Consider the following 24,210-nt stretch of genomic DNA (forward strand, 5'->3'; position numbering starts at 1 on the left):
TTAGTGATTTCACAATATTGCATTAAACGCCCGGTGTTTGCTTCGGTTTTATCAATAATTATTTTGCTGGTGGGCATTGTATCTATTTTTAAAATGCCGATTGATCAATATCCCAATATATCGCCGCCACAAGTAACAATTTCAGGGAGTTATGGTGGTGCTACAGCCGCAATAACCGCTGAATCTGTTTCTATACCGTTAGAGCAAAAAGTTAACGGTGTACCGAATATGCTGTATATGACATCAAGTAGTAATAACGGTGGTAGCTCTAAAATAAAAATAACCTTTGATGTTGGCACTAATCCTGACTTTGCCGCGATTGATGTACAAAACAAAGTAAAACAAGCGGAAAGTGACTTACCCGGCGATGTTATTACCGATGGTGTCACCGTTGAAAAAACCTCAACCGTACCGTTAATGACCTTGATATTACGCTCCAGTGAAGCACGCTTTGACGATTTATATTTAAGTAACTTCGTAACCTTGCAAATTCAGCAAGCATTAAAACGTATCCCCGGCGTTGCTAAGGTACGAAATGTCGGTGCTCGTACTTATTCAATGCGGGTTTGGTTACGTCCAGATGACCTTGCCTCATATGGTTTAACACCGAGTGATGTGGTTGACGCCATAAAAGAACAGAATGCCAATGCTGCGGCAGGGTCATTAGGTAGTCAACCAGCCGATGGTGACATCAATTTATCTCTTACCATAAACGCATCGGGCAAATTAAAAGATGCAGAGTCTTTTGGCAATATAATAATTCAAGCCACCGACAATGGTGCATTAATTCGACTCAGAGATGTAGCTAGAGTGGAACTGGGTGCCAGTGCTTATAAGCTAATATCACAGCATAACGGACAAAGCGCGGCCATAGCTGCTTTGCTGTTATTACCGGGCGCAAATGCGCTGGAAGTTGCCGAAGAAGTCAGAACTACGATGACTAAATTATCGGGTCAATTTCCTAGCGGGATCAGTTATGAAATAGCGTACGACACGTCGGTTTTTATTGAAGCAGCGATCAGTGAAGTGGTTATCACATTAATAGAGGCATTATTATTAGTGTCTGCGGTGGTGTTTTTATTTTTACAGGATTGGCGCACCACTATCATTCCTATGTTGGCGGCGCCGGTGTCAATTATTGGTACCTTTACCTTTTTAGCGGCTTTTGGGTTTTCAATCAATACCATTAGTTTATTGGCAATGGTGTTAGCCATCGGCTTAGTTGTAGATGATGCGATTGTTGTGGTCGAAAACGTTGAGCGTATCATGCAAGAAAAAGCCATCAATGCAGCGCAAGCAACGTCAATTGCGATGAAAGAGTTAACTGGTGCACTCATTGCAACCTCAATGGTGCTAGCCGCGGTATTTTTACCTGTGGCTTTTTTAGGAGGCATATCGGGCGAGCTTTACAAAGAATTCGCGATAACGTTAACGGTGGCAGTACTCATTTCAACCATAGTTGCACTCACCTTAAGTCCGGCACTATGTGCACTATTAATGAAACCAGAAAAAAAATCTCTGCCAATATTTAATTGGTTTAACAAAAAAATTGATACCCTAACCAGTAAATACAGCAGTTATGTTGCTGCGGCAATAAAACGCACGGCACGTTCTGTTGTATTATTTGTTGCTATTTTTTCTGTCGGTTTAATAATTTTCAAACAATTACCTTCCGGTTTTATGCCCCTTGAAGATACCGGCATGTTTTATGCGGATATACAACTGCAACCAGGCACAGCAGTAGCACGTACAGCAAAAACTACGTTTAACATTGAAAAAGAATTAACCGCACACCCTGCGATTGAGCAAATTATTACTTTAACAGGTGAAAACCTGAGTAATGGCTCAGGTGAAGAGAACGCTTACTTTCAAATAATGTTGAAACCCTGGGACGACAGATCAGACTACACCATGGATAAAACCATGATTGATGTTGGTAAAATAATTGCCAGCTACCCTGAACTCACTTACAAGGTATTTCAACCGCCTGCCATCGCAGGTATGGGCGAGCGCAGTGGCTTTTCATTTGAATTGCAAGATCGCAGTGGCGCCAACTCAGAGGGTTTAAATGAAATAGCAAAAACGTTCCTTCAAAAAGCACAGGCTTTACCTGAAATTGGCAATATTAACAGCACCTTAAGTGGTGACATACCTATGCTAAAGCTAATTGTTGATCGTGAAATGGTAAAAACCTACGGCGTAAAATTGTCGGATTTAAATACACTATTAAAACAACTGACCGGCTCAACCTCGGCGAGTGACTTTAATATGTTTGGTCGTACTTACAAAGTAAAAGTTCAGGCAGAAGCTGAATTTAGACGCCGGCCAGAAGATTTATCACGTTTTTATATAAAGTCTGGCACGGGCGCGTTAATCCCATTATCTATGTTAGCTAAAATAGAGTACGGTGCTGGTGCAGGTAATATAAGCCGTCACAACTTGTTCACGAGTGCGAGCATTGGCGGCACGCCTGCCCAAGGCTATAGTTCAGGGCAAGCGATGGCTGCAATAGAGAAGTTAGCAATTGAAGAGTTACCCGATGGCTTTGCTTACGAATGGACAGGCATGTCATACCAAGAAAAGAATGCCAGTGGTCAGGCTGGCTCAGCAATGCTACTTGCCGTGGTATTTATCTATTTATTCCTTGCTGCATTATATGAAAGCTGGGTGATCCCTATTCCTGTGCTGTTAATTGTGCCAATTGCCTTAGCTGGAGCGGCAATTATTGCCTGGTTAGTTGGCATTGAAAACAACCTGTTCTTTCAAATATCGGCGGTAGCGTTGGTGGGTTTCTCCGCAAAAAATTCTATTTTAATTGTCGAGTTCGCCAAAAGCCTGCATCAAGAGCACGGCCGCACCATTAAACAAGCGGCAATTGAAGCGGCAGAACAACGCTTTCGCCCTATTGTAATGACCTCTGTATCGTTTATTTTAGGCATATTGCCTTTAGTTATTTCCATGGGACCTGGTGCACAAGCCAGGCAATCAATTTCAACAGGTACACTTGGCGGCATGATAGCAGCGACCACAGTAGGGATTGTTTTAGTACCATTATTTTTTGTCATCTTTGTCAGTTTTGCCGAAAACATCAAACAAAAATTCAGCTCAGCAGATAAGGAGGCCCAGTCATGAGTAACCTATCATTAAAGCCAAGCTATTTAGTGCTTGCAACAGTCATATTATCAGGTTGTGCTATTGGCCCTGACTATCAAAAAGCGCCTGAAGTAACACCAGAAGAATTACCTTCATGGCAATTCGACAATGATGCTGCGCAGGCAGGTACCTCGATGGCAACATTGAATTGGCAATCATTTTATCAAGACCCGGCATTGCAACGCTTCATTCAACAAGCACTAGACAATAATATTGACCTAAAAATTGCCAGCGAACGGGTGTACCGCGCACAAATAGGTTTAGTGGAAAGTGACAGCCAGTTTCTACCAAATTTTGATCTGACATTTGACGCCGATCGTGAGAAAACCAGTAAAGCATTAACCTCAGATCCAAAAATAGACAATGAATTTAAATTGACGGCTAATGTATCGTGGGAGCTTGACCTATGGGGAAAATTGCGTCGCAGCAATGAGGCCGACATCGCCAATTTACAGGCAATGCAAGCCGATTTTTACGGTTCAAGAATATCATTGATCGCGCAAGTTGCAGAGCTGTATTATAAAATTCAAGATGCTCAAAATCAGATACAGCTAACCAATAACAATATTCTCGCTCGTGAACGATCGAAACGAATAACTGAATTACGACACCAACAAGGTATTATTTCTGGATTGGATGTTAGTCAAAGTAATGTGGAATTAATGCAAGAAAAGCTGAAATTGCCAGCATTGCACAACTCGCTCAACTCAAGCATGTACCAACTGTCAATATTGCTCGATCAGTCCCCTAAAAAACTTGAGATCCCTGCTCGCAATCCGAACAATTTAGATCGAGAATCGCTGCCTGTAGGGTTACCATCTGAATTATTAAAACGTCGTCCTGATGTTATCTCGCAAGAGCGCAAGCTTCATGCAGCAACCGCGGCAATAGGAGTAGCACAGGCCGATTATTTCCCTAACATCAGCTTAGTCGGTAACTTTGGCGCTAAAAGTTTAGAAATAGATGACCTGCTCGACGATGCAGAATATTGGGAAATAGGTGCAGATATTTCGATGCCGTTATTTAATTGGGGAACAACAACCGCAAATGTTGATAAAGTTACCTCTGAATATCGTGAAGCTATCCTCAATTATCGTAAAGCTATATTTGTTTCCTTTAGAGAGTCGGCTGAAGCCATTGAAAATGTGGATAAAAACCGTACTGAATATTACTTAAAACGCGATCTTCTAAGCGCAACTAATGAGTATCTACGTATCGCAAATTTACGTTACAGTAATGGTGTGATCGGTTATATCGATGTACTTGATGCACAGCGAAACCAGGCTAAATCACAACAAGATTTTTCATCAGCTGCCGAAAGTTTACAAACATCATTTGTAGGCCTTTATAAAGCGTTAGGAGGTGGTTGGGATGCAGCAGGTTATCAGCAAGCATTAAATAATGTAGAAGATATCGACAGCGCAGTAGAGCAACAAAGCAATGTTATTAATAACCAAATGCCGGTAGTGCCGCAAACAGCTGAAATGCCCGAAAATTAATTTTCAGCATTTCGTTTTTTAGCAAGGCTACTGCCTTCATCATCACTGATTATCTTTTTTACCAATGAAATTATTGGTTTTGGCGCGATGACAAACTGAACACAGTGTTTGTAAATTACTTAACTGCAAGGCCAATTCAGGATGAGTTGCGCGCTCTTTTATATGATCAACTTCAAGTACGACGTTGTTATCAACAGTCTTGCTTGCCCCACAAATTTGGCAACATGACTTGTCCCGTGCGAGTGCTTGCGCTCTTACCTTTATCCACTCTTTGCTTAATGAAAAGCTTATCGGAGAAGGTTCATCAAAGGGAACTTGTTCTATATGGGTATAGTTTTCACTGCCAAGCTCTGGTGAGGTTAATATTGCATGAATGAAGCTGGCTGCTGAATTATCTACAAAGTGGCGATAAATAGCTTTATACGCACCCTTTTGGGTTTTGTACGACTTAGACTTAAGTCGTTGATTATTTATAAAAAAGCTTACATTAAACATTATTATTACTTTCGCCCTAACTCGACGTCTTCAATAATATAGTTACCATTAAATATCGGGTGCGGATAACCTTCGGTATCTATTTCGAAAAACTCCTGCTCGTCGGCGCTTAAGCCTTGATAACCGTTAAGCACTCCATATACCCATACTTCTTTATCAAACTCTAACGTTTGTAAATGGTGGTATTCTAGTGCTGATAAACGTTCATTTGAATTAACTACTTCACAGAAATATGATTCAACGGCCGATTTAATTGCATCGTTTTCAATCTCAATAGACTCTATATCATCAATATTAAACTGTTGCGATTTACGTTTATCGCTGTCTGCTTTATTGTGATTTACTTGACGGAGTTTACTCACAATTTGGCCATAAACGTGTTCATGGTCGATATTGTTTACATCAACATGAGCTGGTGCAATCACACTACGGGATTGCTTGAATAGTTTTGCTACATTATGCAGCTGACTATAGTCTTTAATTTTATAATCAGGATTTTGCTGGTGGTGTAAAACAAAGCCTTTAAGTAACTGAGAGCGGTGTAAATATTCTCGAAACTTACCTAATAAGTCGATAAGCTTTGATTGCACAATGGCCAGTTCCTGGCTAATTTCGCTGTGGTTTCGTTGCAGTTGTACGACCAATAAGCGCCTTAATTCTCTTGAAGAACCAGCAATATTGGCAAGTTCGTCAAATTGGAACATTTCGAGCTGTTTACGCATATCAGTAAGCTGACTTTGCGCTAATTCGTTTTCTCGGATTTTAGCGTTTATTGAAGCCACATAACCAAATTCATTATGGATACGGCGCCATAAATTACGTACATTCTGCTTTAAACTATCAACTAAGCCATATACTTGCTCGGTTAAATCTTCTAGATAAACTTCAGATTCCGCCAAGTTTTGATGATGTAACGCTTCTTTATAATGGGATGTTACGGTTTTTATCGCGGCTAATTTCGAACCTATGTTTGCATCAAGTTGGCGATTACGCTCATCACGTAAGTTGTTTTCTAACAAGCCGCGAATAGAACTGCGCAGGCGTAGATCTTCACCCGGCTCTGGTCGCCAAAGTATGCCGGCCTCTATCAGTTTATCAAGTACTTTAGCATCAAAGTCTAAATCACTGATCCGCCCTGATAAATAGGCCAGCATAATCACGTCAGCATGCTTCGCTAATACTTTTAAAAACTTAGTGCCTGCAACTTGCAAGGTTTGACTCACAGTAAGTCCCCTTGCTTAATCGCATCTTCGGCTTGCTCGGCAAGTTTTAAATTTTCACTGTCATCAATAAAGCGTATCACTTCAAATAAATAGTCAACTTTACCGGTGGCGATATAAATTTGCGTATCAGGGTTTGGTCTTAATAAATAACCCAATTCGGTTAATCGTCTAAAAATAAGTTTTATCTGCGCGTCAATGGCACTGGAGGTAGAATTAAAAAGCGAATATTTCGCAATTTTTGCCAATTGCTCTTTAAATGCAGGTGTATCTTCAATAACCGATTGTAATTCATTTAACCGTATTACTACGCCTTCACTTAATGGCGCTGTGTCACCCTTTGCTTCTTGCACTAACACTAACCATTCTATCAAGGGTAAAAGGGAAGAGCTAAAATCGCGAAACTGTTGGCTTACTACTTTGCGTTCTTCATCATCAATAACTTGATAAGCGCAAAAAAGAACGTCACCTTCATTGCTACTGGCAATAGTACGATTCATTAGATTAAGTTGTTGTTCTACCTTGGCGTAGTTTTCACTATTTTGCAGAAAATTAAAGCTAAGCTCATCCGATGTTTTACAAATAAAACCACCGGCCAATAAGGTTTCCATGACCTGCCCTTGTAAAGAGATCATACTAACTCCTCTGCTTGCTTATGTTGCTTAATAAGTTCACTAATGCGTTTTACCTTTGGTTGGACCATGCGTAATTTTTGTTGCTTGGCATTTTTATCAATCAAATAACGATTTTCAAAAAAGTACAATACATCAGACTCAGGATTAGGAAACGCGCCTAACACGGTAATGTTATTTGCTTTACAGGCATCAAATATTTTTTTCACGTTTTTATTGGCTAAAGTACCTATTTCATCAATTGGCCAATGAATTATCGCTTGTGAATTACCGCGTAACAAACGGGTAAATGCCAATAAGAACTTACATAAAATCAAATAGGCCATACCATGGCTAGATGATTCATTTAACTGTCGATCCGTTCGAATGATCAAGTCAGAATTGCCTTCTTTTAAGTGCAATTCTATATCAAGTAATTGGCTGATACCGCGACTTACGGTTGCTTTACCTAATACTTCCAGTACTTCACGGATCGTTTGCATGTACTCTTCATCTGGTAACGTCGCATTTTGATCATTTAACCAAGCATAATGGAGTTGGTTAAAGCGCAGCAGTTTTGGCCAAAAATCAAACTCTGCAATTTTTGAGCGAATTTTTACCATTGACTCAGACACACCATCTAAAAATAGCTCATGATCAACTTCTTTACTGATCCGCTTTGATTGCGAGCTAATACGTTTATCAATGTCTGATAATACGTTGTAATACTGGGTAAGATCATTGCCAAAATTCAAGCCATTATTACGCACGCCGGCAAGATGTTGCGGCACCAAGACAGTTAATAGCGTCTCTAATTCAGTGACCATTTTACGCGAATCTAATACTTCAATGCCTTGCGGATTTTCTTTTAAACATTGAAGACGAGCATGCTCCCAAGTTTCCGTTAAGCTTATTCCCGACTTTTGTCCTATCGCGTTATCAAAATAACTTACAAATGAATCAATATCTTGACTGGCACGGCGCTGTGCTTCAAATAATTCCCGGCCTTCTTGCAAACGAGCATTAACGGTTGACGTTTCCTCAACCAATTCAACGTGCGGTAGGTTCAGTAAAGCAAACTGCGGTTTGAGCTGATTAATACCATTTGCCAACTCTTTTTGTTCTTGCAATGCCTTTTCAAGTTGCTCTATTTGCTCTTGTAATTGTTGCTTTTGGCGTTTGTAGGTACTTAATTTTTCACTAAATAAACGCTCAGCATTGGCTTTTACTTGTTTCGCTTTAGACAGCTCTGTTACATAACTGGCTTTTTGTTTGGTGAAGATTTCATCAAACCAACGTACGTAGTCGTTAACGCTGTCTCGATGCTTGTTGGTTATGTCAATATCATCCTTAATTTTCGATAATTGCTGTTTTAGCGAGGCGATTTGTTCAACATCAACATCTCTATTGGCTAATTCGTCCTTGTACCATTTTTTACAAGCCTTTAGGCCTTCTTTGTATTGAGTAGCCGAGGCAATAATCAATTCGTTTATTGACGCTAGTTTTTGCTCAATAATGCCAAGCACTTGCTGCCAATGCATCTCATGTTCCATTTTTTCATCATGACATTGGTCTTTGTGTTCTTCGATTGCATTTTGTTTATTTTGCAATAATTTATCTAAGGCCGATTGTAATTGCGTTAATGCCTTCTCGCGTTTTTGCTTACGCTCGAGTAACGCTTGTTTAAGCTCAGCTTTTAATTGGGCAAGATCTTCGCCGGTTCGAACTCGGCCTTGTTGTTTAAATTGGCATTGAGAATACAACTGCGTTTGTTGTTGTTCCAAATCGCGTGTTTGTTCATTAACAGCTGTTAATGCTTGCTCACATTCGAGCTGCTTGTCTCTATAGTTGGCTAATTGTAATTCGGCTTGCGTTAACTGCTGCCGCAACTGTTCTTCGCTTTGCAGTAACTCACTTTCAGCAATTGCATGGGTGTCGATATGCATGCCAAATAAGCTCAGTGTTTGCTGCTCGCTATTATCAAGTAACGTTGGTGATAGATCGCTGCGTTCTAATAAATCAGGACTGATCACCTTACCAACGGTTTGCTCCCAACCTTTATACTCTTGTCGTAAAAAGCTTAGCAGCGTATTGTCGTCAGGGTTTAGCCAAGAGTGTATTTTTGCCACTTGTTGCTCTGCCGACTTTACGTTTGCGCGACTATTATTTAAGTGCTCATTGCTGCCGATTTGCTGATACTTTGCCTGTTGTAGTTGTTCTTGTAGTTCTTGTAACTTACTACGTGATTGATCTTCTTCATGCTGCGCTTGTTCAAAATTAGCTTCTTGCAGTGCAAGTGATTGCTGTTCTTGTTGAGTTGGGCCACTTAATTCAATTTCGGTTTTAACCGTTTGCAAATTCAATTTAGATTCATTGATTTGACGATCAAAATCTACATTAATACTCGCAAGGCGCTGCTCTTGCGTTGCAACTAATTGCACAACGGCTTGATGCTCTTCTAGTTGTGCTTTTTGTCGTTCATTATTAACGCTGTCTTTTTGATTGTTTAACTGCGCAACTTCTTTGCTTTGCTTTTTCTCAAGTTCGGCTTCTCGTTTGTGATAAGCCGCTTCAATATCTTGATGCTCTTCGGTAAGTAATGCATGTTGCTCTGTTAAGGACTGTAACTGTGACTGCCAAGCGCTGATATTACCGATATTAGCTTGATGAGTTTCAATATCTTTATCTTGCCAAATATTAAATTCATCTTCGATTTTGTCTAACTGACTTTCACAGGTTTTTTGTTCGGCATTCGCTTTAGAAATATCGCGATTTAATTCATCACGTTGTACTTCAAAGTTTTTGTTAATGTCATTTAGGTGTGATTTATACGACCCATGATTCTCATCGCTAGTAACGATAGACTCACTCAGCAATGAAAAATCAACGGAAAACTGCTGTTTTAATTGGCTTAACCGAACTTCAGTATGCTCAAGTTGAGCATTAACTTTTTGCAATTTTTTGTACTTAGGCATTAAGTCGTCAAATTGTTTGATCAATGAACATTCTTTGATCCAATCTTCAACCTGCGCTTTTGAAATTTTATTGGTTGGTGTTTCTACGCCGTCTTCTTCTAAAATGGCCGCGATCATCGCTTTGATGGTTTCCATCTTGCCTTCTTTAGAATGCACGGCTTTGATAAGTTTTTCGATATGGCGCAAACGAGCATCCGCTTCGCATAGGCTAAAATAGCGAGACATGGCAAGTAAATCGCGTTTATTAGCACTAAGCGACATAACAGCACGATCATTTTGAATAATGGCGCGAAACTCTTTAGTGTTTAAGTTTTTACTTGTAACGACATCGTTGCGACGCATATTGCGAATAATTTCGGCAATCGCTAACGAACGCTTATTTGAAATTTTATCAGCATCGACTGTAGATTCAGAAACCAAATCATCAACAATAAAATCATTGAGATCAAAGCCTTTACTTATAAATCGATAAATCACGCCGGTAGCTGATGATGTTAGTACTGCCATACACATAGCGCCATCTAAGCGCTGGTACTCAAAAATGATAAAGCTTGATTCTCTAGGTAAATACCACGTTTGAAAATTATCACGAGTTGCCGGAACTACTTTATTTGGTGATTCACCATAGAACACCGGAATTAACCGCTGCAGCGTAGTTTTACCCGAGGCATTAGTACCACATATATTGGTGTGTCCATCTACCTTTAGTTCCACTAAACCAGGTAGATGAGTGTCGATTAAAATGATCCGTTTTAAGCCAGACATAGGATTTAAATAAGCCTTTATTATTGTATTAACGGTATCTTATGACTCACAAGCTTTGGTGTAAATAGTAACGCCCTAAGAATTGCTTAATTGCCGGTAAAACAGCTAAAAATTGGTTGTTTTTTAACATTTGTTAACAGACCGAGAAATAACAATTCGCTATATTAGCGTCTACAGTAAAACCTAACGGTTTACTCCCAATCTGTTGTTTGAAGCACTCGCTAACCCGAGTGCTTTTTTTTTACTAAAAATTCCTCTTCGAGAATTGCCTCCGATTAAAATCAGACCAACCTAGATATTGGTAACTTCCCCCCTCAGTCCCTGATCTCGCTTTGCTCTTCGTCTCTCGTTTCTCGGACTAAATTATCAATAGACAACAATAGCCGCGATTTGTTAATTTAACGCTTTCCCCTGTTCCATACTTAATTCACCATGAACCAATACCAACTTTACATCTTCGACTGGGACGGCACGTTAATGAATTCAATTAATAAAATTGTGCATTCATTACAAGCAGCCGCTCAAGCCGTTAATTTACCAATACCCGATGAGAGTGCTTCAAAAGGTATTATTGGCGCAAGTTTAACCCAAGCATCGAAAATTCTTTTCCCGGGTATTGAACAAATAAAAATTGATGAATTAATCAAGCATTACAAACAACAATATCTTGAGATTAATGCTACGCCTTCGCCTTTGTATGAAGATGCTGAGCAATTGTTATTAACACTGCACGCCAAAGAGAAACTATTAGCGGTAGCAACCGGCAAAGGCAGGCAAGGGTTAGAACGAGTATTGGCGGTTTCAAATACCAAACATTTGTTTCATTTAACTAAAAGCTCTGACGATGCGAAATCTAAGCCTCACCCTGAAATGCTTGAGCAAATATTGTTAGAGCTTGATGTTAAACCTGAACACGCTTTAATGATTGGCGACAGTCGCTACGACCTTAAAATGGCAGAACATGCGGGGGTTGATAGTATCGGAATAACCCATGGTGCTGGTTGTATAAGCAGTTTAACTGAGTGCAATCCAAAAGCTATCGTTCATTCAATTAAAGAATTAGCAGCGCTTATTCTTTAATTTATGTACTTTCGAGGTATCTATTAAGCTGATTCCCGTCTCGGCTTTGGCATCCATACGTCGCTCTCGGCACTTGTTCCCGACAGTGTTCTACCTCCGATATCCATATCGTCGTACCTCCTCCTTCCATGGAGTCGTTCACGGGAATGACAAGGGAGTTGAGTGCGGGAATGACAGGAGTGGAATATGTGCAAAAAGGCCGAAACACTGATTGTGTTTCGGCCACTAGTTTTTCCTTCCTGAACACGTTTCAGGGAGTGGTAACTTTGGTTAGTTTCTCGATTCTCGTTAGACCCCGTATCAAGTACGGGAGGACAATGGTCGGTTTCTACTATCAGAGTTAATTAAACTGGATCTTGGTCAAGCTCACTATGTTCAACATGCGCGGTATCTTCAGCACCATGCATCCAATCTACCAACTTATCGGCCATAAAGAACACAACAATACCAGCCACAAAGCCACTCACCGTAAGACCGGCGAAAATACCAAAGGCATTATTAATTTGCTCTTGCCCTTCCCCAATAAAGCCACCAACAACACCGGCAACTTTATTGGCAATTGCAGAGCAAGCAAACCATACGCCCATCAATAAAGACAGGTATTTAATTGGCGCAAGTTTAGACACTAATGATAAGCCAATAGGTGAAATACATAACTCACCAAATACTAGGAATAAGTAAGTCATGATCAAGTAAAGCACACTAACTTTCGCTTCTAAATCTCCACCTTGTTGCAATGTTGCCGCAACCATAAACAAGAAACCAACACCAACAAACAATAAGCTGTAAGCGAATTTCTTCGGCGATGGCGGTTGTTTGTCACCAAGCTTAGTCCAGATACCGGCAAATATAGGAGCAAAAGCAATAACAAAGAATGCGCTTACTGCTTGCAGCCATGATGCAGGCATTTCCCAGCCGAAAATATTACGGTCGGTAAAATCTTTCGCGTAGATGTTAAGTAGGCCACCAGCTTGCTCATAACCTACCCAGAAAACGATAGAAACGATACTCATGATCACGATAACTTTAACGCGATCACGTTCTTCTGCGGTTAATGGTTTATCTTTCGCCGCCCCCTCACCGGTTGATGCAATACCATGAGCTGAAGGTTTTACACCGATTTCACCAAGGTATTTTTTCGCTAAGGTTAATTGCATTGCGACGCTAATAAGCATACCAACACCAGCAAAAACAAAGCCTAATTGCCAATCAATTTTTTCACCTACATAACCAATAACAAGTGGCGCAATAAAGGCGCCAATGTTTATGCCCATGTAGAAAATGGTAAATGCACTATCACGGCGAACATCGCCTTGCTCGTACAAATCACCTACTAATGTTGAAATGTTTGGCTTAAATAAACCGTTACCACAACATAACAGCACTAAACCTAGATAAAAGGCATTTTCGGCATTTCCACCGACCAATTCGTGCGGCGTACCTAAGGTAAAATGCCCCGCGGCCATCAATAAACCACCGATGATGATACTTTTACGTTGCCCTAAAACATTGTCGGCAATCCAGCCACCAAGTACTGGCGTTAAATAAACCGCCATGGTAAACCAGCCGTATAAGCTTAACGCCTCGGCATTGGTCCAACCGAAGCCACCATTTTGCACTGTGGCAACAAGATATAACACTAAAATAGCGCGCATACCGTAGTAACTGAAACGTTCCCACATTTCGGTACCAAATAACAGGAAAAGGCCCTTAGGGTGCCCCAGTATTGTTGAAGATTGATTCATTTCGCTCTCTTTTTTATAAATTTATTTTTGGAGTGTTGCCTCAGGGGCATAACCCATCATAAGGATAAATTGGGAAAAATACCAATTTGATTATGTATGTGTTCTACTTTTTCATGAGGAAAAAAGAATTAATACAAGGCATAAAATTTAGTAAGTAGTTATTCGTACTTAAAAATTTTATAACGTAGTAGTTATTCTTTTTAACCATTAAAAATGAGCAGATATTTAATCAACTTGGTATCAGTATAGTTCGGGAATTAGTATAGTTGGCTGACAGGCGATTTACTGATAATTAGATAAGAAACGGCTAGTATTTGCCTTTGAGGTTTTGGCTAACTGTTTAATTAAGCTAAATTCAATATTATTCAGTTGATAAGTGTTGCGCATATCATCAAGCATAACGAGCCACAACTTAGTGGTCATTTGTGCATCAAATAACGCTCTATGAAACGCGCCATCTTCAGCCAAGTTTTTATAATTAACTAACGTGCCCAGCTTATGGTTTGGTGCATCTTGATAAATGCGTCTTGACGTTAATAACGTACAGGCAAACTCACCCGCATAGTTATGATCGATTCGGGCAAATTCGGCGTCTAAAAACTTTTTATCAAAGGACGCGTTATGTGCCAGCAAGTTATCATCACCAATAAAGTCAGCAAATCTTGCCATCACCTCAGCACAAGGTGCTGCGGTGCGCAGCATGGCATTGGTAATTCCCGTATACTCAGCAATAAACGTGCTTATTGGACGGCCAGGGTTCATCAATTCTTGAAAAGAATCAACCACCACACCATCACAAATTTTTACCGCACCAATTTCAATTGCTCGGTCGCCTTGCTGTGGAGAAAGACCTGTTGTTTCAAAATCGAGAACAACAATTGAGTTGGCATTAAGGTTTGGCATAGTCGTACTTATCGCTCTTTAGATACAATTAAGCCCAGGCAATACCTGGGCTTATTATTTTATTGGTTTTGTTTAGCTTACGCTAATTGCTCAGCAAGTTGTGCACTTACTGCGTCAACTGCTTGCGTGCCATCCATAGTTATGTACTTACAGTTACCAGCTGAAGCCTCTGCTTGGTAGTAATCAACTAGTGGCTTAGTTTGCTCATGGTAAATGCCTAAACGTTTACGAACAGTAGACTCTTCATCGTCTGGACGTATTGACAAGTCTTCACCAGTTTCATCATCTTTACCGGCCACTTTAGGTGGGTTGTAAACTAAGTGATAAACACGGCCACTACCAGAGTGAACACGACGGCCGCCCATACGCTCAACAATAACTTCATCGGCAACATCAAATTCGATAACTGAATCAACGCTTACGCCATTTTCTTTCATTGCATCGGCTTGTGGAATTGTACGCGGGAAACCATCTAGCAGGAAACCACCTTTACAATCGTCTTGAGCAATACGCTCTTTTACCAAACCGATAATCAGCTCATCAGAGACAAGCTGACCAGCATCCATTACTTGTTTAGCTTGTTTGCCAAGTTCAGTACCAGCTTTAATTGCTGCTCGTAACATGTCCCCGGTTGAAATTTGCGGAATGCCAAATTTAGCCATTAAAAACTGAGCTTGAGTACCTTTACCAGCACCCGGTGCACCTAATAAAATAATGCGCATATAGAAAGACCCTAAAATGTCGTCGAAATACCTACCGGTATTATTGTTTATAATTTGAAAAATGTAATCATACTTGTTGCTTTCAATGCAAACAAGTAGTTAACGCTATTTGTTAAGCAATAAAGTTAACTTATATCAAGCAAGCTTAATTATTTAAAGCTAAACTGTGATGAATAACTAATTCGCTTATTATTTTACCGAAAATGATAAGCCATTCAACTAGACGTTAGTTGTAACTTTACTTATTCGTGGTGGATGCACTTTGCTTCGAATACGTTACGTCGTAACTTCTAATACGCTGGCGCTTCGATATAACAATTTCGTGATTCGTTCCTGAATAATAAAGGATGACTAGTGTTACCTATTCATCTTTTAAATGCACTACCACAAAGAGGTTATATATTCCTCGCTGCGAATACGCGGTGCTTCGGGTACGTTAACGCTTCGAAAACTGCTTTGTGATTCGTAATTCGTAACTCGCCATTCGTTACTAAAGTTGGCTGAAACTCTGTTTAGCGACTATAACTTAACCTACATATATTTATGTGCTCCCCCCGTTAAACTAGGATCTTAGTTAGGCAATGATAAAAACTTATAATGCTTTAGGGTCAGAAAAAGGTCGTTTATTTAGCTTTTGTCTATTATACATTTCTGAAGGTATCCCCTATGGTTTTACCTCTATCGCATTAGTAGCTTATTTGCGCAGTGCAGGGCTGCCGCTTGACCAAATAGGTTTATTTATGGCCGCTCTTTTTATGCCTTGGGCATTCAAGTGGGCATGGGCACCATTGATCGATTTATTTAAATTACGCCGTTTGGGTGGTAGAAAAACATGGATAAGCTGTTGCACCTTAGCCATGATCATAACCCTGTTGATGACTGCAAAAACCGATTACATTAGTAATTTTAATTTACTTATCATTATGGTGACATTGAATAATTTATTTTGCGCTACCCAAGATGTGGCAATTGACTCTCTGGCCGTTTCAACGTTAAAAGAAAATGAACGCTCCAGAGGCAATGGTTATATGTTTGCCGGTCAATATATTGGTATTACCCTTGGCGGTGGTGGAGCAATGCTGTTCTCATCGCAATATGGGTTTAATAACACATTAATTTTTATCAGTGTGCTGCTTGCAATGTGTTTAGGCTATACCCTGTTATTTATTCAAGACCCATTCACTAAAGAGATCATTAAACAAAGTAAAGCCAATGCTGTAAGAGCATTAGCTTTAAAGTTTAAGCAGTTTTTTATTACTTTGTTTGAGAGTTTTTTTCGTTCAGGAAAAGGCCCTATATTCGGGTTGGCTTTCGCCATTATGCCCGTAGGGGCAATGGCTTTAGCCTATGGAACATTAGGTACCATCCAAGTAGATTATGGCTTAGATGAAGCACAAATTGGCCGTTTATCTATATACAATACAATTGCCGCGGCTGTTGGTTGTGCTCTGGGTGGTTGGTTAGGTGATAGGTTTGGATTAAAATCAACCCTTATTATTACTTACATACTCACCGCAATTCCTTCAAGTTTTCTTGCATGGCATATATATCAATCAGGGCTAGGCAATATAGAAGCAAATATTTTTTATACTTCGATAATCGCCCATGGCCTGTTTTATGGGATGAGCTTTGGTATTCACGCGGCAATATTCATGGGCATGACCAACCCACTCGTAGCAGCAACACAATTTACTGCATTTATGGCGCTGACTAACCTGGCAATAAGTTTTGCCAATTATTGGCAAGGGCTTATTGCTGAAAGTTTTGATTATGCCTGGGTGTTATTTATCGACAGTTTGCTAATTATTTTACCGATAATGATCATACCTTTACTGCGAAATCGTCAGATAAAATCCTCAACAACCGAAAAACAATTGCAGCATGCGTATGCTAATTAGGCTCTAGTTGTGAATACGTTACCACGTCACTCAAAATACGCTAATGCTTCAAATACGCCTCGATAGTAATACCAATTCCGATAATTTATTGGTCAAAAAAAGGATGAATACTATGCGTATTCATCCTTTAAGTTCGAGCCGTATTCGCTACTGATTTCGAAGGTACGAAGCAGCGTATTCGAAGTGTAACGTATTCGTGATTCGTTACTTGGTTAAACTAAGCATAAGCTTATTCAAACGAGCAACAAATGTTGCCGGATCTTTCAAGCTACCGCGTTCTGCTAATAACGCTTGATCGAACAATACATCCGTCCATTCAGCAAATTTCGCTTCATCTTGCTCATTTGATACATGATTGATTAACGCATGCTCAGCATTGATTTCGAAAATAGGCTTACTTTCTGGCACTTCCTGACCAACCGACTGCATTAATTTCATCATCTGGCTGCTCATGTCGTGTTCGTCAGTCACAATACATGCCGGAGAATCAGTTAAACGATGTGAAATACGTACGTCTTTTACTTTATCGCCAAGGCTTTCTTTTAAACGAGACACTACAGAATCAAATTCTTTCTCTAGTTTTTCTTGCGCTTCTTTCGTTTCAGCATCATCCATGTCACCTAAATCAAGACCGCCACGAGTTACAGATTGTAATTGTTTTTCAGCAAAATCAGTTAAGTGGCTCATTAACCACTCGTCAATACGGTCACTTAGTAATAATACTTCAATGCCTTTTTTACGGAATACTTCTAAATGCGGGCTATTTTTAGCCGCTTCAAAGCTGTCTGCTACTACGTAGTAGATTTTATCCTGGCCTTCTTTCATGCGTTCAATGTAATCATTTAATGATACATTTTGCACCGCACTGTCGTTTTCAGTTGAGGCAAAGCGCAACAACTTAGCAACCGCTTCTTTGTTGGCCATGTCTTCAGCCGGACCTTCTTTAAGCACCTGACCAAATTCATCCCAAAATGTTTGATATTTTTCAGCATCTTTTTTGCCAAGTTTATCAAGCATAGTAAGCACACGCTTAGTACAACCTTTACGCATTGCTTGGGTTACTTTGTTATCTTGTAAAATTTCACGCGACACGTTCAATGGTAAATCGTTTGAATCAAGTAAACCTTTAACAAAACGTAAGTACGTTGGCATGAACTGCTCAGCATCGTCCATAATAAATACACGTTGTACGTATAATTTTAAACCGTGTTGGCGTTCGCGGTTGTACATGTCAAACGGCGCTTTAGTCGGTACATAAAGTAAAGAGGTATATTCTGTAGTACCTTCAACTTTATTGTGGGCCCATAATAATGGGTCGCCGTAATCGTGTGATACGTGTTTGTAGAATTCTTTATATTCATCTTCTGACACATCAGATTTTTCACGAGTCCAAAGCGCTTCAGCTTTGTTTACGCCTTCCCATTCTGCCGGAATAGCCGCTACTGCGGGAATTTCTTCCCCGTCAGGGCCTTCACTTGCTGGAACTTCAGCAACTTCTTCACTCATCATTTCCACTGGAATAGAGATGTGATCTGAGTATTTCGTGACAATCGACTTTAAGCGGTAATCGTCTAAAAATTCTTTTTCTTCTTCTTTTAAGAACAAGATAATGTCAGTACCACGGGTAGACTTTTCAATGTTTTCTACTGAGAAGTCGCCTTCACCTGCCGATGTCCATTCAACACCATCGCTTGCTTGTGTACCGGCAGCACGAGTACGCACTACAACTTTATCGGCAACAATAAAGGCAGAATAAAAACCAACACCAAATTGACCAATTAATTGTGAATCAGAAGCTTGATCGCCTGAAAGACGCGAGAAAAAATCAGCAGTGCCTGATTTAGCAATGGTACCTAAATGGGCAATCACGTCATCGCGAGTCATACCAATACCGTTATCAGAAATGGTAATTGTATTTGCTTCTTTATCGGCTTTAACACGTACACGAAGGTTGGCATCACCATCGTATAAATCGCCATTTGAAAGCGCTTTAAAGCGTAACTTGTCTGCTGCATCGGCAGAGTTAGAGACTAATTCACGGAGGAAAATTTCTTTATTAGAGTATAAAGAGTGGATCATTAATTGTAATAATTGCTTAACTTCAGTTTGAAAACCGTGAACTTCTTTATGGCCTGTATCAGACATAAAAATATATCTCCTAAATTGTGTAATGGGCGCTGTAAGTGCTGAAATAGTAACTTGGTTCAGCACTGCAGAATTAATCTATAAATAGGATGTGGGGATGGCTCAAAAAATTTAAAGGGGGTAATTACAAATTAATTTCCCCCTTTTACGGGTAACTAAACGCAATTGAAGAAACTATAGTCCCAATTCACTCAAACTCGCGTGTTCAACTGGTCTTATTCCTAGCGGCCAGTGAAATTTACGCTCGCTGTCTTTTATCGCTAAGTCATTGATGCTGGCGTGGCGTTGAGTCATTAAACCCTGTTCGTTAAATTCCCAGTTTTCATTACCATAGGCGCGATACCACTGCCCCGCTGCATTTTGGTATTCATAGGCAAATCGAACCGCAATGCGGTTGCCGCTATGGCACCATAACTCTTTTATCAGTCGATAATTTTGCTCTTTTTGCCATTTTCGCGTGAGCAGCCCCACAATTTCCTCTCTGCCATTGACAAATTCATTACGATTGCGCCATTTACTATCAATGGAATATGCCATGGCGATAGCTTCAGGATTCTGCCCATTCCAGGCATTCTCTGCCATGCGAATTTTTTCAATGGCACTTTGCTGGGTAAACGGTGGTAAAGGTTTTCTGACGTTACTCATAATCATAATCTCATAATAAAAATAAACGGGTTGGAGGGCTGCTATACCAAATTGATTGAGTATATGTTCTACTTTTTCATGAGGAAAAACGGATAAATACAATGCATAAAATTTAGTAAGTAGTTATTCTACTTATCAATTTTATAAAGCAGTAGTTATTCGTTTTAACCATTAAAAATGAACAGATATTTGATCAACTTGGTATCATATGTCTAAAGTTATATGCGAGCTGCTTGCGCGCGATATACATGGGCACATTAAGCCTTGTTGTTCTTGCTCGGCGACACTTAACGCATTGTCTAAATGCTTAGGGCTACCGTCTAACACTTTTACTGCACAACTTTTACATTCGCCGGTTTTACAGCTGTATGCCGCAGCAACGTTTGCGTCTAACATGGCATCCAAAATACTTTGCTCTGCCGCTACTTCGATGGTTTTTGCCGATTTATTTAATGTCACCGTTATTGGTGTGGCAGTATCATCAATGGCAGCCGTAAAACGTTCATAACGAATGCGTGACAGGGCAATATTTTGTGCTTTTGCCGCAGCTAAAAAACCATCAATTAATCGACTTGGACCACAAATATAAAAAATACAGGCAGGCTCCGCATTGCTTAATATATTACTGATGTTTAACCGTTGACCTTCCGCTGAACTGTAAGAGTTGAAGCTATCACTAAACTCGCTTTGCAATTTGTCTTGAAACGCCATACTCAGGTTATTTTTACCCGCATAATGCAATGCAAATTCAATATTTTGGCTGCGTAAAGATTGTGCCATTGCTTTTATTGGCGTTATACCTATACCACCGGCAACCAAAACTGCAGGTGCACCTTGCTGATGTGAGCTAGATTGTAAGGCAAAATGATTTTTTGGTGGCTGGCAAGCCAGTTCAAGGCCCAATTGAAAGTGTTGATGTATAGTACTCGAGCCGCCATCGCCACTTGGTTCATGCAATACGGCAATTTCATAAATGTCGCTACGCTCTGGATTTGAGCAAATAGAATAATGGCGTAAAACCTGCTCTTTGTTTGGCAATTGCACCGGTATTTGCAAGTGAGAGCCCGCGCTAACTGGCGGTAATTTATCGCCATTAACGTCACGTAACTCATAGGCGCGAATGCTTGGCGTTAATTGCCTGATTGCAGATATCACTAACGTAAGCGGGCCATCCCCCAGCCTAGTCGGATAAGAATTCGTTGGGTAAGAATTCGTTGCTTCAACAGAACTAGTGTTAAGGTTCACCAACTGTTGCTTTAAAGTTTGATTTTCTTGCTCTAGCGGTTTTAGCAGGGTTTGTATTTCATCATCATTATATCTGGGCGTGATGTATTTCGGACAATTCCAGTCAAATGCCTCCACATGAATTAAAAAGCCGCGCTCTACCGGTGCTCTAAACTCAGCAACCTCAAGCTTAGCTAACGTTTCAGGATCATCATCTGTAACTATACTCACACGACCTAATAGCTTCATCCGAGTGCGATTGGGGTAATCCATAAAAATAATTGATACCCGATCATTGTTTATAAAATTGCCAGTACTGATATATTGACGGTTACCGGTATAGTCGGCAAAACCGATAGTTTTGGCATCTAATACCCGCATAAATCCTGCAGGACCGCCGCGGTGTTGTACGTAAGGCCAGTTTGTTTCACTGACACTGGCCATATAAAAGCTGTCACGCGCGGCTATAAAATTGGCTTCATAGTCACTGAGTAAATAATTTACATCTTCGCCTTGCTCCATATTGGCATAGCCTGTGCGGCTATGTTGCTGGGTTTGAACTTGTTTAACTTGCTCTGTAAATGCAATTTCTGCGTATTTATGGGCCATCATTTCAACCTTAGCGGATGCGTTAATTTGTGCGTATTAATTTCTATAATTAATGGGGAACGACAGAAGCTTGCTCAGGCCTTTGTCGTGTTTGCCTTTTGCTTAAGAAGCTTTTTGCAGTTGCACTTTTGGAAAATCAATTTCAACTCGACTCGCCTTCCCTAAAATATTTGTCAAAATATTCATCCCTACATGCGTAATGATCTCAACAATATCAGATTCACTAAAACCGGCACTGCGTACCTCTAGCAATTCAGCCGTGGTTACCTCACCTTTATGCTCGGCTAAAGCCATAGCAAACTTAACAGCAGCTGCGGCTTTTGCATCTTGGCTTGTGCCGGCACGGTTAGCTTCCATTTCTGCGCCAGTTAAGCCAGCTTTGCTGCCAATAGCAGTATGGGCTGATACACAATACTGACAAGCATTTTGTTCAGCTAACGCTAATGCAATGCGCTCTTTAGTTAGCGGGTCAAGGCTGCCTTCACCGGCAATGCCATGTAAACCTAAAAACGCTTTTAACGCCGTTGGAGAGTTAGCAAACACCTTCAAAAAATTAGGTACCATGCCCAATTGTGAAGTAATTGCTGCAAATAGTTGCTGCTGCTCAGGGTTAGCTTGTTCATTGGTTACTACGTTAATTCTGCTCATAATATTTACCTTTTGGTTTAATTGTCTGTCGTTTAGTTATCGAACTGGGTTGGTCATTCCAATAAATGCTCAATGCTGATTTATATCGCTGCATCACAGTTGCTTAGGTCATCATCTCGCCAGTGGTGTTACTTTGACAAATTCCACTTGATAAAAGAATAGCTATGATTAACAATTAATTATTACCAAAAGTGGAATAATATATGGATAATTTACATTTAATGAATGTGTACGTCGCCGTGGCTGAGGAACAAGGCTTTGCTGCCGGGGCCCGGAGGTTGGCTATGTCTCCTCCTGCGGTAACCAGAGCGGTTGCCGCACTTGAAGAAAAACTGGGGGTTAAATTATTAAGTCGTACGACTCGATATGTGCGCACCACAGATGCTGGCGCACGTTATTTAGTTGACGCTAAACGAATCTTAAATGACGTACAAATGGCCAATGAAGCAGCCACCGGTATTAATGCCGCCCCAACAGGCCACTTAGCGGTCACCGCACCAGTAATGTTTGGCCGAATGTTTGTTATGCCTGGCATCATAGATTATTTAAACCAATATCCAAACACCGAAGTAGACGCAATATTTTTAGATCGAGTGGTCAATTTACTTGAAGAAGGCTTAGATGTTGGAGTAAGAATAGGTGAACTGCCAGACTCAAGTATGCGCGCTTTACGTGTTGGCACGGTGCGCTTAATTTTATGTGCTGCGCCAGACTACCTAAGTAAACACGGTATACCGCAACAGCCAGCAGATCTTACTCAGCATACGATTATTTCATCGCGGGCAATGAATAATTCCAACGATTGGCGGTTCGAGGCAAAAGCGAAAAAGTACACCGTTAATATTAACCCTAGAATAACAGTTACCAACAATGACGCGGCAATAGAGGCTGCACTTTCTGGGTTTGGCATCACTCGCTTGCTATCGTATCAGGTGGCACCTTTTCTAGCCTCTGGCCAGCTAAAAATTGTTCTGCAAGACTATGAACCCAGCGCTAAACCTGTTCATATCGTGCATAGAGAAAGCCACCTTACGACAGCAAAAGTTCGGGCATTTATTGATTTAATGGCAGAGCGATTAAGAAATGATCCGGCACTGAATTAACAGATAAAACAAGTGTCAGCGTCCGGCTTAAAAACTAGGGTCAGAGTCAGGTTTAATTTAAATAACCTGACTCTGACCCTAGTTTATCTAAAATGTTTTTCGACCAGAGAATGCATGTGAAAGAGTATTGCCATCAACAAACTCTAATTCGCCGCCAACAGGTACACCATGGGCAATACGAGTGCTACTTACAGCATATTTTTTCGCGATGTCGGCAATAAAATGCGCGGTGGCTTCACCTTCAACCGTTGGGTTAGTGGCCAAGATCATTTCATCAAACTCATCACTGGCTAATAACGCGGCCAACTTATCAAGCCCCAGTTCATCAGGACCTATGCCATCAATCGGTGATAAGTGCCCCATTAGCACAAAATAACGGCCGGTAAATTCACCGGTTTGTTCAATCGCTAGAATATCTGCTGGCGATTCAACCACACAAAGCATGCGCTTTAACTGGCGCTTCGGGCTTTGACATATTTCACAGTAATCTAGCTCGGTAAATGTGCGACAGCCTTTGCAATACCCAACATCTTCCATCGCAGTAGCTAACGTAGTAGCCAGCTTTTGACCGCCGATACGATTGCGTTCTAATAAATGAAACGCCATGCGCTGTGCTGACTTTGGGCCAACGCCGGGTAAACACTTTAAACTATCGATCAGCTCTTGCACCAGAGGACTTAACTTCATAACACTCTTTCTTTTAAAGCTAGGGGCAAAAAAACAGGGTCAGAGTCAGGTTAATTAAATTAACCTGGCTCCGACCCTAGTAT

17 protein-coding genes are annotated in these 24,210 nt (G+C 40.5%); 5 read left to right on the plus strand and 12 right to left on the minus strand.

All coding sequences use genetic code 11. The annotated features are described in order from the left end of the window. Positions 1-3: 3 nt before the first annotated feature. Positions 4-3,132: an efflux RND transporter permease subunit gene (locus tag RI844_RS06775; RefSeq protein WP_348397683.1), complete on the plus strand. Its 3,129-nt coding sequence runs from the start codon at positions 4-6 to the stop codon at positions 3,130-3,132. After that, positions 3,129-4,652, plus strand: a complete 1,524-nt coding sequence (locus RI844_RS06780) for an efflux transporter outer membrane subunit (protein ID WP_348397684.1) — start codon at positions 3,129-3,131, stop codon at positions 4,650-4,652. Before RI844_RS06775 ends, RI844_RS06780 begins: the two co-directional genes overlap by 4 nt. 42 nt (positions 4,653-4,694) lie before the next feature. Here RI844_RS06780 and RI844_RS06785 read toward each other — a convergent pair whose 3' ends face one another. From RI844_RS06785 to RI844_RS06800, 4 genes are read right to left on the minus strand one after another with little or no spacing between them, the layout of a single operon-like run. Continuing rightward, positions 4,695-5,147 carry an HNH endonuclease gene (locus RI844_RS06785; RefSeq protein ID WP_348397685.1) on the minus strand — a complete coding sequence of 151 codons (453 nt, stop codon included), beginning with the start codon at positions 5,145-5,147 and terminating at the stop codon, positions 4,695-4,697. Positions 5,148-5,152: 5 nt separating this feature from the next. Continuing rightward, complete coding sequence (locus RI844_RS06790) at positions 5,153-6,370, minus strand: phosphoenolpyruvate carboxylase (RefSeq protein ID WP_348397686.1); 1,218 nt, start codon at positions 6,368-6,370, stop codon at positions 5,153-5,155. Further along, entirely contained in the window at positions 6,367-7,002 is a 636-nt protein-coding gene (locus tag RI844_RS06795; protein WP_348397687.1) for a hypothetical protein, read from the minus strand. Before RI844_RS06795 ends, RI844_RS06790 begins: the two co-directional genes overlap by 4 nt. Continuing rightward, positions 6,999-10,718, minus strand: coding sequence for an ATP-binding protein (locus RI844_RS06800; protein ID WP_348397688.1), 3,720 nt, complete (start codon positions 10,716-10,718; stop codon positions 6,999-7,001). Before RI844_RS06800 ends, RI844_RS06795 begins: the two co-directional genes overlap by 4 nt. 432 nt (positions 10,719-11,150) lie before the next feature. On the opposite strand from RI844_RS06800, the gene RI844_RS06805 reads away from it, so the two are divergent. Further along, positions 11,151-11,798, plus strand: a complete 648-nt coding sequence (locus tag RI844_RS06805; protein ID WP_348397689.1) for an HAD family hydrolase — start codon at positions 11,151-11,153, stop codon at positions 11,796-11,798. Between the two features lie 344 nt (positions 11,799-12,142). Here RI844_RS06805 and RI844_RS06810 read toward each other — a convergent pair whose 3' ends face one another. The 3 genes from RI844_RS06810 to adk all read right to left on the minus strand — a co-directional run bounded on the left by RI844_RS06810 (position 12,143) and on the right by adk (position 15,168). Continuing rightward, positions 12,143-13,543 carry a peptide MFS transporter gene (locus RI844_RS06810; protein WP_348397690.1) on the minus strand — a complete coding sequence of 467 codons (1,401 nt, stop codon included), beginning with the start codon at positions 13,541-13,543 and terminating at the stop codon, positions 12,143-12,145. A 282-nt stretch (positions 13,544-13,825) separates the two neighbouring features. Continuing rightward, positions 13,826-14,446, minus strand: coding sequence for a 3'-5' exonuclease (locus RI844_RS06815; RefSeq protein ID WP_348397691.1), 621 nt, complete (start codon positions 14,444-14,446; stop codon positions 13,826-13,828). A gap of 77 nt (positions 14,447-14,523) precedes the next feature. Further along, positions 14,524-15,168 (minus strand): adenylate kinase, encoded by a 645-nt coding sequence (gene adk, locus RI844_RS06820; RefSeq protein WP_348397692.1) that lies wholly within the window; start codon positions 15,166-15,168, stop codon positions 14,524-14,526. 581 nt (positions 15,169-15,749) lie between these two features. On the opposite strand from adk, the gene RI844_RS06825 reads away from it, so the two are divergent. Continuing rightward, positions 15,750-17,066 carry an MFS transporter gene (locus RI844_RS06825; protein ID WP_348397693.1) on the plus strand — a complete coding sequence of 439 codons (1,317 nt, stop codon included), beginning with the start codon at positions 15,750-15,752 and terminating at the stop codon, positions 17,064-17,066. A 204-nt stretch (positions 17,067-17,270) separates the two neighbouring features. Here RI844_RS06825 and htpG read toward each other — a convergent pair whose 3' ends face one another. From htpG to RI844_RS06845, 4 genes are all read right to left on the minus strand, one after another. Beyond that, positions 17,271-19,211 carry a molecular chaperone HtpG gene (htpG, locus tag RI844_RS06830; RefSeq protein WP_348397694.1) on the minus strand — a complete coding sequence of 647 codons (1,941 nt, stop codon included), beginning with the start codon at positions 19,209-19,211 and terminating at the stop codon, positions 17,271-17,273. Positions 19,212-19,385: 174 nt separating this feature from the next. After that, positions 19,386-19,856: a nuclear transport factor 2 family protein gene (locus tag RI844_RS06835; protein ID WP_348397695.1), complete on the minus strand. Its 471-nt coding sequence runs from the start codon at positions 19,854-19,856 to the stop codon at positions 19,386-19,388. A gap of 204 nt (positions 19,857-20,060) precedes the next feature. Then, complete coding sequence (locus tag RI844_RS06840) at positions 20,061-21,689, minus strand: 2Fe-2S iron-sulfur cluster-binding protein (protein ID WP_348397696.1); 1,629 nt, start codon at positions 21,687-21,689, stop codon at positions 20,061-20,063. A 102-nt stretch (positions 21,690-21,791) separates the two neighbouring features. Further along, positions 21,792-22,337, minus strand: coding sequence for a carboxymuconolactone decarboxylase family protein (locus tag RI844_RS06845; protein WP_348397697.1), 546 nt, complete (start codon positions 22,335-22,337; stop codon positions 21,792-21,794). 203 nt (positions 22,338-22,540) lie between these two features. On the opposite strand from RI844_RS06845, the gene RI844_RS06850 reads away from it, so the two are divergent. Further along, positions 22,541-23,440, plus strand: a complete 900-nt coding sequence (locus tag RI844_RS06850; protein ID WP_348397698.1) for a LysR family transcriptional regulator — start codon at positions 22,541-22,543, stop codon at positions 23,438-23,440. 87 nt (positions 23,441-23,527) lie between these two features. Here RI844_RS06850 and recR read toward each other — a convergent pair whose 3' ends face one another. Further along, on the minus strand, positions 23,528-24,127 hold the full coding sequence (gene recR / locus RI844_RS06855; protein ID WP_348397699.1) for a recombination mediator RecR: 600 nt from the start codon (positions 24,125-24,127) through the stop codon (positions 23,528-23,530). Positions 24,128-24,210 lie beyond the last annotated feature (83 nt).

It is taken from the genome of Thalassotalea fonticola, from assembly GCF_032911225.1.
Lineage (GTDB): Bacteria > Pseudomonadota > Gammaproteobacteria > Enterobacterales > Alteromonadaceae > Thalassotalea_A > Thalassotalea_A fonticola.

Excerpts from the sequence above, each read along its gene's own strand:
- htpG (WP_348397694.1), bottom strand. The coding sequence starts at position 19,211 with ATGTCTGATACAGGCCATAAAGAAGTTCACGGTTTTCAAACTGAAGTT.
- RI844_RS06840 (WP_348397696.1), bottom strand. The coding sequence starts at position 21,689 with ATGGCCCATAAATACGCAGAAATTGCATTTACAGAGCAAGTTAAACAA.
- RI844_RS06785 (WP_348397685.1), bottom strand. The coding sequence starts at position 5,147 with ATGTTTAATGTAAGCTTTTTTATAAATAATCAACGACTTAAGTCTAAG.
- RI844_RS06800 (WP_348397688.1), bottom strand. The coding sequence starts at position 10,718 with ATGTCTGGCTTAAAACGGATCATTTTAATCGACACTCATCTACCTGGT.
- RI844_RS06795 (WP_348397687.1), bottom strand. The coding sequence starts at position 7,002 with ATGATCTCTTTACAAGGGCAGGTCATGGAAACCTTATTGGCCGGTGGT.
- RI844_RS06850 (WP_348397698.1), top strand. The coding sequence starts at position 22,541 with ATGGATAATTTACATTTAATGAATGTGTACGTCGCCGTGGCTGAGGAA.
- RI844_RS06780 (WP_348397684.1), top strand. The coding sequence starts at position 3,129 with ATGAGTAACCTATCATTAAAGCCAAGCTATTTAGTGCTTGCAACAGTC.
- recR (WP_348397699.1), bottom strand. The coding sequence starts at position 24,127 with ATGAAGTTAAGTCCTCTGGTGCAAGAGCTGATCGATAGTTTAAAGTGT.
- RI844_RS06805 (WP_348397689.1), top strand. The coding sequence starts at position 11,151 with ATGAACCAATACCAACTTTACATCTTCGACTGGGACGGCACGTTAATG.
- RI844_RS06845 (WP_348397697.1), bottom strand. The coding sequence starts at position 22,337 with ATGAGCAGAATTAACGTAGTAACCAATGAACAAGCTAACCCTGAGCAG.
- RI844_RS06815 (WP_348397691.1), bottom strand. The coding sequence starts at position 14,446 with ATGCCAAACCTTAATGCCAACTCAATTGTTGTTCTCGATTTTGAAACA.
- adk (WP_348397692.1), bottom strand. The coding sequence starts at position 15,168 with ATGCGCATTATTTTATTAGGTGCACCGGGTGCTGGTAAAGGTACTCAA.
- RI844_RS06835 (WP_348397695.1), bottom strand. The coding sequence starts at position 19,856 with ATGAGTAACGTCAGAAAACCTTTACCACCGTTTACCCAGCAAAGTGCC.
- RI844_RS06825 (WP_348397693.1), top strand. The coding sequence starts at position 15,750 with ATGATAAAAACTTATAATGCTTTAGGGTCAGAAAAAGGTCGTTTATTT.
- RI844_RS06810 (WP_348397690.1), bottom strand. The coding sequence starts at position 13,543 with ATGAATCAATCTTCAACAATACTGGGGCACCCTAAGGGCCTTTTCCTG.